The sequence below is a fragment of the Parabacteroides sp. AF14-59 genome, from assembly GCF_003479515.1.
In the GTDB taxonomy this organism is placed as follows: Bacteria; Bacteroidota; Bacteroidia; order Bacteroidales; family Tannerellaceae; genus Parabacteroides; species Parabacteroides faecis.
This window is the reverse complement of record NZ_QUHH01000004.1, coordinates 121,435-133,718: the sequence shown is the minus strand read 5'-3', so window position 1 is coordinate 133,718 and position 12,284 is coordinate 121,435. Positions and strand designations below refer to the sequence as shown.

At 45.2% G+C, this 12,284-nt stretch carries 12 protein-coding genes; 4 read left to right on the top strand and 8 right to left on the bottom strand.

Annotated elements, in window-relative coordinates:
- Positions 1–97 precede the first annotated feature (97 nt).
- The 3 genes from DWW23_RS06410 (at position 98) to pbpC (ending at position 2,982) form a co-directional block, all read left to right on the top strand.
- Positions 98–304: a hypothetical protein gene (locus DWW23_RS06410; protein WP_122352449.1), complete on the top strand. Its 207-nt coding sequence runs from the start codon at positions 98–100 to the stop codon at positions 302–304.
- Between the two features lie 10 nt (positions 305–314).
- On the top strand, positions 315–590 hold the full coding sequence (locus tag DWW23_RS06405; RefSeq protein WP_122352448.1) for a type II toxin-antitoxin system YafQ family toxin: 276 nt from the start codon (positions 315–317) through the stop codon (positions 588–590).
- A gap of 94 nt (positions 591–684) precedes the next feature.
- Positions 685–2,982 carry a penicillin-binding protein 1C gene (gene pbpC, locus DWW23_RS06400; RefSeq protein WP_187576564.1) on the top strand — a complete coding sequence of 766 codons (2,298 nt, stop codon included), beginning with the start codon at positions 685–687 and terminating at the stop codon, positions 2,980–2,982.
- Positions 2,983–2,990: 8 nt separating this feature from the next.
- Here the strand turns inward: pbpC and DWW23_RS06395 are convergent, their stop codons facing one another.
- From DWW23_RS06395 to DWW23_RS06385, 3 genes are read right to left on the bottom strand one after another with little or no spacing between them, the layout of a single operon-like run.
- Positions 2,991–3,839 carry a D-Ala-D-Ala carboxypeptidase family metallohydrolase gene (locus DWW23_RS06395; RefSeq protein WP_122352447.1) on the bottom strand — a complete coding sequence of 283 codons (849 nt, stop codon included), beginning with the start codon at positions 3,837–3,839 and terminating at the stop codon, positions 2,991–2,993.
- Complete coding sequence (locus DWW23_RS06390; protein WP_122352446.1) at positions 3,832–4,035, bottom strand: hypothetical protein; 204 nt, start codon at positions 4,033–4,035, stop codon at positions 3,832–3,834. Before DWW23_RS06390 ends, DWW23_RS06395 begins: the two co-directional genes overlap by 8 nt.
- Positions 4,036–4,080: 45 nt before the next feature.
- Complete coding sequence (locus tag DWW23_RS06385; RefSeq protein ID WP_187576561.1) at positions 4,081–4,527, bottom strand: HU family DNA-binding protein; 447 nt, start codon at positions 4,525–4,527, stop codon at positions 4,081–4,083.
- Positions 4,528–4,698: 171 nt separating this feature from the next.
- Between DWW23_RS06385 and DWW23_RS06380 the strand changes: the two genes are divergently transcribed.
- Entirely contained in the window at positions 4,699–5,832 is a 1,134-nt protein-coding gene (locus DWW23_RS06380; protein ID WP_122352445.1) for an ATP-binding protein, read from the top strand.
- Between the two features lie 42 nt (positions 5,833–5,874).
- On the opposite strand, the gene DWW23_RS06375 is transcribed toward DWW23_RS06380, so the two are convergent.
- The 5 genes from DWW23_RS06375 to DWW23_RS06355 form a co-directional block, all read right to left on the bottom strand.
- Complete coding sequence (locus tag DWW23_RS06375; RefSeq protein WP_122352444.1) at positions 5,875–6,369, bottom strand: hypothetical protein; 495 nt, start codon at positions 6,367–6,369, stop codon at positions 5,875–5,877.
- A 207-nt stretch (positions 6,370–6,576) separates the two neighbouring features.
- The gene (locus DWW23_RS06370; protein WP_122352443.1) at positions 6,577–6,858 is read right to left on the bottom strand and encodes an HU family DNA-binding protein; all 282 of its coding nucleotides are present in this window, start codon (positions 6,856–6,858) and stop codon (positions 6,577–6,579) included.
- Positions 6,851–8,032: a tetratricopeptide repeat protein gene (locus tag DWW23_RS06365; protein WP_122352442.1), complete on the bottom strand. Its 1,182-nt coding sequence runs from the start codon at positions 8,030–8,032 to the stop codon at positions 6,851–6,853. Before DWW23_RS06365 ends, DWW23_RS06370 begins: the two co-directional genes overlap by 8 nt.
- Positions 8,033–8,064: 32 nt before the next feature.
- On the bottom strand, positions 8,065–10,149 hold the full coding sequence (locus DWW23_RS06360) for a DUF4906 domain-containing protein (protein WP_122352441.1): 2,085 nt from the start codon (positions 10,147–10,149) through the stop codon (positions 8,065–8,067).
- Positions 10,150–10,155: 6 nt separating this feature from the next.
- Positions 10,156–12,261, bottom strand: coding sequence for an FISUMP domain-containing protein (locus DWW23_RS06355; protein ID WP_158583162.1), 2,106 nt, complete (start codon positions 12,259–12,261; stop codon positions 10,156–10,158).
- Positions 12,262–12,284 lie beyond the last annotated feature (23 nt).

Here is a 12,284-nt window from a genome sequence, read left to right as displayed (position 1 = left end):
TCAAACAGATAATTTACGAATATACACATTTATTTTTACCGGAAATGAATGTGTATTATAAAAAGGACTATCTTTGTAACAACTAAAACAAAATAATATGGATACTAGAGTATTACAAAGAGCGGAGATCATAATTCCTTCTGTAGATATTAGTCTTCTAAAGAAGCTCGCACAGAAGTTTGGCTGGTCAATCCAATTCAAAGAAGAAAAGAATAAAATTGATCAATCACTGGAAGATGCCGCCAAAGGAAGAGTCTACACATCAAAAGACATTGACGATTTAATGGATCACCTTTTAAAATAGAACAAGCTTTATGTATATAACCAAAACCACCAGACAGTTTGATAAGGATTTTAAATTGTGTATTAAACGCGGTTGTGACCCTACCTTATTTCAGGAGGTGATTACTGTTTTATCACAAACCGGGAAATTACCAATAAAGTATCGTCCGCATAAATTAAGCGGAAAATATGCTAATTTATGGGAATGTCATATAACTTCAGACTGGTTGTTACTATGGGAACAAAATGATATTGAATTAATTCTACTACTAACTAATACAGGTACACATTCTGATTTATTCAAATAAGATGAATCATACAAGACTAATTACCTCACTGAAAACAAACCGTAAAAGGGTACTTCTTTTCTTTTTGCTGTTTGTCATTCTTTTGTGGGGAGGAATGTTCCTATTGGTTCCCCGTGTTTTATTTCCGGTGTCCTATTCTACTTTACTTTATTCTTCGGAAGGCAACCTGCTGGGAGCACGTATTGCGCCGGACGGGCAATGGCGGTTTCCGGCAACAGACTCGCTGCCGGATAAGTTTATCACCTGTCTGACAACCTATGAAGACCGGTATTTCTTTTATCACCCCGGGATCGATGTGACAGCTATCCTGCGTGCCGCCCACCTGAATGCCAGATACCGCCGTGTCGTCAGTGGGGGAAGTACACTGACCATGCAATTGGCACGTATCGCCAGAGGGAACAAAAATCGCACTCTTTACGAGAAAAGTATCGAAATGTGCTGGGCCCTCTTCCTCGAAACGACCCACAGTAAAAAAGAAATACTCAACTTATATGCCTCCCATGCCCCCTTCGGCGGAAATGTAGTCGGCATAGAGACTGCTGCCTGGCGTTATTTCGGACGTAGTGCCTCCGACCTGTCCTGGGCGGAAAGCGCCACACTGGCCGTCCTGCCCAACTCCCCCGCTCTGATCCATCCGGGGAGAAACCGTAGACAACTGAAAAACAAACGCGACAACCTCCTTTTTACTCTAAAAGAAAGAGGTATCATCGACAACACCGAATACGAACTGTCCTGTATGGAACCCCTACCGGAAGCCCCTGTCCCCTTGCCCGATGAAGCCCCTCACCTGTTGGAACGGCTTGCCGCCCTTACCCCCGGAACACGTATCACGACTTCGGTACATTACTCCCTGCAAAAGCAGGCACAAGAGTTGGTCAACCGCTACGCGCTCGAATATAGCTCCAATCATATCCACAACCTTGCCGCCATCATTACCGATGTCGAAACCGGAGAAGTACTTGCCTATGCCGGCAACGCTAGTTTTAAGGCCAATGAGAAACAGGGAAACCAGGTAGACGTCATCACCTCTCCCCGCAGCACGGGAAGTATACTGAAACCCTTCCTCTATGCCGGAATGCTCCACGACGGACAGATACTTCCTTCCATCCTCGTTTCCGATGTCCCACTGAATATAAACGGCTTCATGCCACAAAACTACAACAAGACATTCAACGGAGCCGTCCCTGCCCACCGGGCTATCGAACGTTCCCTGAATGTTCCGCTCGTCCGCATGTTATCGCAATACAACACCGGACGTTTCATGACACTGCTGAAAGCATTGGGAATGACCACCCTCCGCTTTTCAGAAGAACACTACGGGGCCTCCCTGATCCTTGGAGGAGCCGAAGGAACCTTATGGGATCTCTCGGGAATGTATGCCTCCCTTTCACGGGTTCTCACACATTACCGTCCTTACAACGGCCGATACAACCCGAAAGATATCCACCCCCTAACCCCTTTTATAAATAAAGAAAAGGAACCGATCCGGTCGGTCGCAGACCGGCGTCTCACCGACAAGCCCCTTCTTTCAGCCGCTTCCATCTGGTTCACCTACGAAGCGATGTCCGCCCTCAACCGCCCGGAAGAGGAGGCCGACTGGCAACAATTCGAATCGATGAAACAGATTGCCTGGAAAACAGGCACCAGCTACGGAGGACGTGATGCCTGGGCCATCGGTACAACTCCCCGTTATGTGGTCGGAGTATGGGTAGGGAATGCATCGGGCGAAGGCCGCCCGGGACTGACCGGCGTAGGCAATGCAGCCCCGGTGTTGTTCGATCTGTTCTCCTTGCTTCCTGGTGGTGGTTGGTTCGATATGCCGTACGATGAACTGGAGGAGGTAGCTATCTGCCGTAACAGCGGTCATAAAGCATCGCAGATATGCGATCAGACAGACACATTGTATATTCCCCGTTCAGGTATCAATACTCCCGTCTGCCCTTACCATCAACTGGTGCATCTCTCTGCCGACGGACGTTTCCGCGTAAACAGCTCCTGTGAATCAGTCGACCGGATGATCACCCGTCCCTGGTTTGTTCTCCCACCTTCCCAGGAATATTATTACCGCAATTACCATATAGATTATATTCCCCTCCCGCCCATCAAGCCGGGATGCGAACAGACACAAAGCCAGCAGATCGAACTGATCTATCCGGAACACCATGCAGTCTTGTATCTGCCGAAAGGATTCTCCGGCAAACCCGAAAAGTTTGTCTTCAAAGCCGCACATGCCCGGGGTGATGCTACGATTTACTGGCATCTCGACGATACCTACCTGGGAGAAACCACCGACAACCACCAGATCGCCTGTTCCGTTCCGTCGGGCAAACACATGCTTACGCTGATCGATAACTGGGGCAATCAGCGCAAAATATTGTTTGAAGTGAAGTAAAAGCAATCTCACGATCTATATCTTCTAATATAAATAATACCTGTAATGAGAATACAAACTCCAACCACAAGCCTAACTATCACACCATAACTTATTGTAGAACTGTCTTTCTGTTTATAGACCTGCTCCTTCATGTGTGTGGTATAGGATTGTTGCGAAGAGGTTTGAGTAGTAAGACTATCCGTTCTGCTTCCTGAATGGAGGAGCCGGGCAATAAGGACACTTCGCAAGGATTGCCTGCCGGAACTGTCCGGCGGGAGATATTCTATCTTTTTTATTTCCCAGGATAAGGAATCACGCAAGACAGAATGCTTTTGTAATAATACACTGTCGTTACAAATCAAATAAGCCGAATCTTCATAACTGTAATTCTCCGATTGTTTTGTATTCCTTCTTAACCCGCAACCCGAAAACAAACAAACCACACAAACCATATAAACGAGCACCTGCATCCGGTTCCTGCCGAACTGTTTCAGGGAGAGATGCAGGAAACGGCGACGTTTGTAGAGAATAGCCTGGTCAAAAGGGAGGCCTGAACGTTTCAGGAGGGAGAGTAACATTTCCGGACCTTCGGCAATATAGCAATCTGCGGCTTCACCTTTTCTGTGCTGGCTTGCGGAGACACCACCCGCCAAACGATTCACGGCTTCACTGCGATAACCACTCAGGATGGCGATCGGGGCTTTGTATAATTGGCGTAAAGGTTCCAACAGGCAGGTGACCAGGCATTGCAAAGCAGACTTAGCTTCGGCCGGAGGAGTGTTGTCCAAGGCATTCTCTACGGCAATACGGCTGTAGGTGAACTCTTCGAGGGCGAAATGATCGCTCAACATGGTTTTGTGATTTATGTTATTCATTGTTCTTGATTTTAAATTTGTAGGAATAATCGACCCCGAAAAGGGCACCCGCAAACGTACTGATCTCTCCGAAAGCTACCAATACGCTATTATCTATCAATCCCTGCGGATCGATCCAAAATCCGCTGAAGAGAAGAACAATCCCGCTCAATGTGAGCAGGATTGCAATAATCAACTGAACTGTCAACCGTTTCATAATACACCGTCTTTTAACTGTCAACTGCCAATTTTCAATTCTCAATTACTCAATCTCCGGTCTGTCGCCCTCACCACCCCCTTCGCCTTCGTCCTTTTTATCCAACGACACTTTTTCGAAGCTCGTACGGCTTTTGGCAACACGCAACTCTTTGCCGGGAAAGAAACGAACTTTCGGTTCGCGGATCATGCTTGTCGTAAAACTCTTTTCATCCGTCACCCCCTCCGAACCAAAGTTATAGCGAAAATGCCCCAGATCCCCAAAATGTACCCTTCGCCCATGCTGCAAATGACGAACCAGGATAACTACCGAACGGTCGATCACCGCTTTTACTCCGGCACTACCAACCCCGGAACTATCGGCTATTTCTTCGACAAACTCTTCGAAAGGCACATAATCGCCGCACACCATCTGTGCATACACCTTCATAGGTACCTCTTCCTGATCCGGTCCCATGTTCTTTCTAAGAACCAATTTAAACTTCATTGCCATAATTAATAATGTATTAGTTATTAATACGTGTTGAACACATAACAAAGATATGATACCCGTCAAGTCACCTTTCCGCGATAATAAGAACAGCCGGATAACTTCCTCCGGGAATATTTGCACACTTCGATCTTTATTGCGTAATTTGCGTTACGCAATTTACGCAATGAAGATATGTCAACAATTCAACCGAACAATCCTTTCCTGATAGCAGGATATTACGGCCCTGATTATTTCTGTGACAGACAACAGGAAACCGGGCAAATAATCAATGCTCTATACAACGAACGCAACCTGACGCTTGTTGCTCCCCGGCGTATGGGTAAAACAGGATTGATTAAGCATGTTTTCTATAAGTTACATGAACAACAACCCGACATTATCACTCTTTATCTCGATATTTATTCGACACAAAACCTGAATGAATTTGTGCAGGTATTCGCCAGCACCGTATTAGGCAGCCTCGACTCCATACCTCAAAAAGCGATATCACGGATCAACCGGTTCATTAAAAGTTGCCGCCCTGTTTTTACGCTGGATGAGCTATCAGGCATGCCGGAAGTCAGTATCGATATTGCCACAGATAAAGAAGAAACTACTTTAAAAGAGATATTCAATTACCTGCAATCGTCGGAAAAACGTTGCTATATCGCCATCGACGAATTCCAGCAAATCACGGAATATCCGGAAAAAGGGGTAGAAGCCTTGTTACGTTCTTACATTCAGTTTTTACCTAATGTCCGTTTTATTTTTGCCGGCAGTAAACAGCATGTTATGCAGGAAATGTTTTTGTCGACCAAACGTCCTTTTTATCAAAGTACGCAGACAATAACCATCGGGTGTATCGACAGAAAGGCTTATTACGATTTCGCCGCTACTTGGTTTGCCAGACAAAACCTCCTTATAAATGAAGATACTTTTTCCAGCATTTACGATGAGTTCGAAGGGCATACATGGTATATCCAAGCCATATTAAACCGTCTGTATGGATATTCCGTAAACCCCGATCAGGAAATGGTGAGTCGTGCTATACGTGAAATCGTCGCAGAAAATGAATATGGTTATCAAAACTTACTGGCAGCTTATACTTCCGGTGCTATACGTTTAATCAAAGCGATAGCAAAGGAACGGATCGTACCGGAGATCAATGCCGGTTCTTTCATTTCCAAATACAAGCTGAAAGCCGCCAGCAGTGTAAATTCTGCTCTTCGTACACTTACGAAAATGGAAATGGTCTACCGGACAGAAGCCGGTTATATCGTTTACGATCGCTTCTTTGCTATCTGGTTACGCCAACAGCCTTATTAATCCGACCGTATTACCGTCGTTCATTCCATTGCTGTTTTATACTTATTTCACACGAGACTGCATGTGTCCCGGTTCATCCGTGACTTCGGTCTTGTCGTTCAACATATTAAGATCTTCAGCGGTAAGCCATTCTTCACGCAGCTTGTCGCCCAGGTACTCCACCGATCCCTGATAAGAGAGGGTCAGAAGCAGGGAAAAGGCCAGGTGGACCAAAGAGGGTTTGTAATCGGGCCTGCGTTTTTCCATTTGGGCGATAAAACGCAGGATGATGTCCGGTTGCTGAAGGTCGAAACGTAAGGTACCGAGTACGGTGTATTCCAGCAGGAAATTAAGTGTCCGCTGCCAATCGCGGGTAAACAAACGGGTGAGAAAAACCTGGTAACGTACGGTCATTATATCCCATTCGCTGAAGGCCGCTTTGTAAGCTAAGCGGAGGTAATACAAACGTCTGACAGGGGGTAATTCACTTAGGAGGGCATCAAACTTATTGACGGAAGGCGTTTCCTTTCCGAACAATGCTTTTAGTTCTTCGTACATATAATATATAGTTTAGCAGGAAAGGGTGAAGTCCCTCGCCTGCCCCCGCTAGGATGTACGAGAATAAAAAATGAGATTTACCGAACGCAGATGACGCAGAATGCGCAGATTAACGCAGACTTTTTTTATTAATAATTAATCTATCTGCGAAACTCTGCGTCATCTGCGTCATCTGCGTCCGGTTTATTTGTTTAGACACATCTTGATTTATTTCCGTTTATTCAATGAATCCAACAGGTATTTCCCCGGACGGAATTTCACACTGATACGCGGGGCGATGGTAACAGCCTCCCCGGTTTTAGGATTTCGTGCCAGACGGGAAGACTGGTGCCAGGGGCTCAATACGCCGAAACCCTGCAGGTTGATGGAACGGTCCTGTTCCAGTTGTTCGGAAAACACTCTCATGAACATGTCGAGCAACTCTGTCGCTTCCGTCATGGAGCAGCCGCGTGCATGCTGTATAGCACGTGCCAGTTCATTTTTATTCATAGCTTATCTCCTTTCCCATCAATTCGCGAGCAACCGACAAGTTTGCCCTTGCCTGTCGCGGATTTTCGGGCATCGCCTTACGGAAATACTCGCAGGCACTGTCCGCATCGCCTTCCATCAGCAACAAAACACCTTGATTGATATACGAGCGGGGATCTCCTTCGCATCGCTGCAAAAAGTAACGGGCAGCCTCCCTATCCCCCATTGCCAGCGACGAAGCCATTGCATTCAGCTGCGCCACCCGGCAATCCGGGAAACGATAAGCGGCCAATTCATACACTTCGCGGTACTGCTCCGTACCGGGCCGGTAGAGTGAAGCGACTTGCAGTAACTCTTCGATCGACAAGGTTTTCGGAGACGAATACACTCGCGCCGCCAGTTCATCCAGGTCGGCGGTATTTTGCCGTTTCACCTCCTGTTCTGCCGTTACTTCCAGTTCGATACGGCGCAACCGGGCAAAACAGGTTCTTTCCAGCTCCTTATAGACAACCCCTTTATCCAAGGCACGCAGTTGTTTACGCCGACTGTCCGGATCGGTCGTTCCATCCAGAATGGGCAATACCCGTTTCGCGTAGTCTTTGCCCGAAGTCGATACAGCCTGACGCAACCCCTCCCAGTCCTCACCGGCCCAATCGACCGAAACCGTACCGTCGTTAGGCAGTGCAAACTGTTTCAACAAATAATTTTTAAATTGAATCGTCCGGCTCCCCGCCAGTTGTTCATTCACTTTCGTGCCCCCATCCGGCGACGCATAACCGGTCAGCCTGATCCGCAGTCCTTCCCGCGAACCGAGTAACGGACGAAGCCGGTCATTCAGCTTTTCCAGTTCGGCACGGTTATTCCCGTATTTGGGATTCAAAGTGACACTTCCGGCAGGATAGTCGATAAAAGCAGTCAGATGCTCAGAAAAGACCTTCCCCCCTGAATCATCCATCGGATCGGCATACACCAGCATTTGCCGGTAAACGGTAGTAGCATCCAGCCGTATCAGTGGAATTTTCACGTTACGTACTTCAGGACCGGAATTCGTTTCTTCACTTACCGTTACCTGTTCGACCGGTATAACGATCCGATCCGAAATACCATCATTTGAAGCAATCTGTTTGTGATTACCGCATGAGGTGAATGCCAGACCGAAACCCAGACATCCTTGTAAGAGTTGTTGTTTGTTCATATTTTATCATTTATATATTGCTCTACTTTTATTTATTTTTTCACGCAACGACCGATAAAACCATAATCACAATCTCGTTTACCACTTTCTATTGTTGAATGACCTTGACCCAATTGATACATTTTACGAACAGTCGTAGACCAATAAACCCCGGTTGCACCGGGTTCTCCAATTGCTCCGGTATTATAAAGCAGATAACCATAATATTGGTACCAGGAAACTCCTCTGTAATATGCTCCATAATTTGTTCCATTCCAATTTCTCATCGTATAGCCAGCCATATTAGTCGCAATTGCACCCGATGGCAATCGCCATCCGGCAGGACAAGGATCATACATCGTTTTTGAGTTATCAGACCATAATGGAACATCTATAGAACTACCACCCCACCAATATCCTGAACTGCCACTATGATTTGTTATCGCATTTGTATAAAAAATCCAAGGTTCCGAGATTGACTTGTCTACAATAAGTTGTTCCGGTGAATTTCTCTCTTCTACCGCAACTCCCGACCGCAAATAATCTCCTTTTGCATCATAAAGAGGACGCAAAACACTAGTAGAAATGTTACCACTCATAGGGAAAGGATCTTTTCTACCCCATTGATAAGCATATCCAAGTGTTGTTGCTTGTCCTGGCGTTGCAGTCAATGCCCCCAAATCCCGATCCATCCAAATTCCACCATCCTGAGAGATATTGTATACATTGCCACCTGGAACATTACCGATTGTACTTCCTATTCCGGGCTCATAGTCTGTTACCCAAATATGCCAACTCCAGAGAATTGTCCCCTGTTGTTCGGATTCGCTATACGCAGCCAGTAACAGATTTCCTGATACATTCGGTGTCACCCTAAACAGGGCCTGCCCTGTTGCTTCCAAATAAGTCAAATCCTGAATCAAACCATCCGGAGTATCCTTCGTTTGCCATAAAACACCAATACTTTTAATGTGATTTGTATTAGTTTCACTCGAACCTACTCGCGTAGCATAATCGATGCCACTGCTTGGAACAGCCTCACCCGGCGATTTCAGCAAATCAATCACAACGGTTGTTCCGGGAACTACCATGTAGCAGTTTGCAGCATCTTTGGCTGTCGGTAATATTTCTATTGTCAGCCTTCCATCAGACTCATTCATCCCTGCAACAGAGATATTTACATTATACACCCGATTAGCTTCTACATTATAATCAGTCGTATTATTTGCACCCAGATAAATTTTGAACGAAACAAACTTTGAGGCGCCACTCTCCTGATAAAGCCCACTAAGTTCCACATAAGTGCAATAATCGCCCTGACCAGAAGGAGCAGTCGAAGCCGTTTTATTTTTCGCATCGGCGGCAGTTCCCATTCCTCGTATATTTTCAGGCATATACCAGGTATATCCGTTGGTTATATTTTCTGTAAGAGATAGATAATTCAAAAAGTTTTCCGTTGAAGCTTCCGGAACAATGGCAGAAGTCTTTTCCAGGACAAGCGACTTTGGTACATTTCTTAACTGTAGACGGGCCGGAGAAAAATTAACCCCGGTAGCTACAGAACATGTTACATTCACTTTTGCCAGGCGGCGAATAAAGTTAATCGTAATTCCCTGAAGTGTATTTACTTTTGTTTTAAGAGAACAGGTCATAACCATGATCCCGTCTGCTATTCCTCCCTCATTCACTGAAATCAGTTTCTGTTTCAGTTCCCCGTATGTTCCACTGAAATTCTGTAACAGACTACCGGTGTTGGCTACAAAATAGATAAACTGTTCTTTATTCGGATCAGACTTCGGTTGCATTAATCCCAACACCAGATTATCCAGACTACTATCCACATAACGCAGTACCACCAACGGATCAGCATCATTTCCTTCCCCATCAAACTGAAAGACGGTGATATTATGGATCGTATTTTCTTCATTCCCCATATCTCCAGACAGAGTTGTCCGGCTGCCCCGGGTCTGTTTCTGATTTTGATAATCGGCAACAGTCATTGCCACCCGCACATCTACCGGTTCATAGTTTTCATTCAGACTTTCAGACTTGCCCGTTTCTTTTTCACAAGCGACCATTGCCAAAGACAATAGTACCGGCAACAAACATTTTCGTATAATTTCCAACACGTATTCCATCTTCTTTTATTTTATCTTTACACAACGTACAGACAAACCATAAGCCTTACTTTGTAGACGGTTAGGATCGACTACTCCATCCGAGAAATTACCGCCAGTAGATCTACTCTCATAATATAAACTATAAGCATTATCACTTCCTTCCGACAAAGTAGACGACCATAAATATCCATGTGTTCTCAAAGGCTGTAAACTTCCATCATTATATTGGATCCTACCACCTAACCGATAAATAGCTTTTTCACCTATACCTGTCAGATATTCAGAATATCTGTCATAATACCATGTAAAGAAATTGACGTTCTGCTTAAAGCCATTCCAACTACCATTTTTCGGTATTCTCCAACCATAAGGACAAGGATCGAATACTGTTTTTGCATTATCCTGCCATAAATCCTCTATTTCTCCGGGATCGCCATACCATGCTCCGGGACTGGTTACTTTATAAAATGTAGCCGGTTCTTTGATCGAAGAAAGAAAAGGATCAACAGGACTTGTTACAGTTGAGAAAGAAAATGAACCTCCGTTAGCTGTATACATATTATCTTTCAGGAACGGGTCTTTCCTGCCCCATTGGAACATCAATTCAGGCACGGCTATCGTTAAAGTATTCAATGCCCCCAAATTCCTATCCATCCATTCGAGATTGTTATACGTTTGTCGTGTACCGACTAATACATTCGTTTCGTTATCATTGATAATACCGGCATAGTCCGTCACCCAGATATGCCAACTCCATATAACATTACCCTCTTCATCATAAGCACCGATCAACGCATTGCCAGAAATAGCTTGTTCATTTGGTTTTACATAAATCATTCCCTGCCCATGCGAAACCGATACCAGATCCGTAGATGTCTGCCAGATCAATTTCACATCAGAAATTTTACTGTAACGATCTTCAATCAACTGAGCCTTATAAATTATCCCTGTACCATTCACATCTATCCCCGGAGCAGTATACGGACTGAATGATAACTCATTATCTTTCACAGGTGCTATCAGAAAAGAATTTGCCGATTGATAGTAGCTGAAATTCTTTCGGGTAACCCGCTTATCGAACATATTCACACCGGTTATCTCCGCTTTGACTTCATACGTATGATTCTGATAAACATTATAATCATCCGTCTGATTTTCCCCGATATAGAAACGGTAAGTCGCTAACTGGTCAGGCATATTGGGCGTACGGTAAACGCCAGCCAATTCTATATAAGTACAGTAATTATCGGGAGCTTTCTCGCCGTTTTTTTCCCAGCTGGTAACGGCAGTTCCTTTTCCGGGACGGCGATTCAACGGAATATACCACGTAAAACCGTCGTCGATACGGTCTACAATAGGGGTATAATCCTTAAAATTACCTGCTACTTTTTCCGGATAATCAACTGCAGCAGTCTCTACTCCATCAATGTACTTCAAAACCTTCGGGACATTTTTCAGCTGCAGCACAGAAGGGGTAAATGTTGTATTCGTTACTGTCGGTTTCGCGGCCCAACTAAAATGAACGCAGGCAACCAACCTTTTTAAGGTTAATCCGTAAGGAGTTGTATTCAACTCTGAAACGACCGGAACATCGACATCTCCGATCATCAGCACATTATCTCCGCTGGTTGTTTTCTGCTCCAATGTCACTGTCTCTTTTCTGAAATCGGCCAATGTTTTCCCTTCATATTGCTGAAAAATGGGACCTGCATTCGCGAGAAAAATAAGATGCTGCTTTTGGGTCGTTTGCGCACGTAACCCGATAGAATAGACATTCACCGTTCCATCTTCCGGCTCCGGAGCACGCAGATAACGGGAAGTAACACATTTGGCAGTCGCCCCATCGCCACCCTCAGTCTCCTTATCCCAATTAAACTGAAGCACGGTCAGGTTATTGATTGTTACATCTTCATTTCCCACTTTGGTTGACAGTAAACTTTCCCCGTCGGTTTCCATATCCATGATCACCAGTAACGGTTCGGGGTCGATACTGAAAGCGACCGGAACAAAACTTCCGTCTTCAACATCTGTCCCGTCTGTCTTCCCCCTCATTTCTTCCTGCGAACAACCGGTCGTAAAAAGTAATCCCGGTAACAAGAGTATTCCTATATAATATATCAGTTTGTTCATCTTATATAAATATGTATAGCCCG

What these genes read in the sequence shown, in the direction of transcription:
- DWW23_RS06375 (WP_122352444.1), bottom strand. Translation starts at nt 6,369, where the DNA reads ATGTACGAAGAACTAAAAGCATTGTTCGGAAAGGAAACGCCTTCCGTC.
- DWW23_RS06370 (WP_122352443.1), bottom strand. Translation starts at nt 6,858, where the DNA reads ATGAATAAAAATGAACTGGCACGTGCTATACAGCATGCACGCGGCTGC.
- DWW23_RS06405 (WP_122352448.1), top strand. Translation starts at nt 315, where the DNA reads ATGTATATAACCAAAACCACCAGACAGTTTGATAAGGATTTTAAATTG.
- DWW23_RS06365 (WP_122352442.1), bottom strand. Translation starts at nt 8,032, where the DNA reads ATGAACAAACAACAACTCTTACAAGGATGTCTGGGTTTCGGTCTGGCA.
- DWW23_RS06385 (WP_187576561.1), bottom strand. Translation starts at nt 4,527, where the DNA reads ATGGCAATGAAGTTTAAATTGGTTCTTAGAAAGAACATGGGACCGGAT.
- DWW23_RS06355 (WP_158583162.1), bottom strand. Translation starts at nt 12,261, where the DNA reads ATGAACAAACTGATATATTATATAGGAATACTCTTGTTACCGGGATTA.
- DWW23_RS06410 (WP_122352449.1), top strand. Translation starts at nt 98, where the DNA reads ATGGATACTAGAGTATTACAAAGAGCGGAGATCATAATTCCTTCTGTA.
- DWW23_RS06390 (WP_122352446.1), bottom strand. Translation starts at nt 4,035, where the DNA reads ATGAAACGGTTGACAGTTCAGTTGATTATTGCAATCCTGCTCACATTG.
- DWW23_RS06360 (WP_122352441.1), bottom strand. Translation starts at nt 10,149, where the DNA reads ATGGAATACGTGTTGGAAATTATACGAAAATGTTTGTTGCCGGTACTA.
- DWW23_RS06395 (WP_122352447.1), bottom strand. Translation starts at nt 3,839, where the DNA reads ATGAATAACATAAATCACAAAACCATGTTGAGCGATCATTTCGCCCTC.
- DWW23_RS06380 (WP_122352445.1), top strand. Translation starts at nt 4,699, where the DNA reads ATGTCAACAATTCAACCGAACAATCCTTTCCTGATAGCAGGATATTAC.
- pbpC (WP_187576564.1), top strand. Translation starts at nt 685, where the DNA reads ATGTTCCTATTGGTTCCCCGTGTTTTATTTCCGGTGTCCTATTCTACT.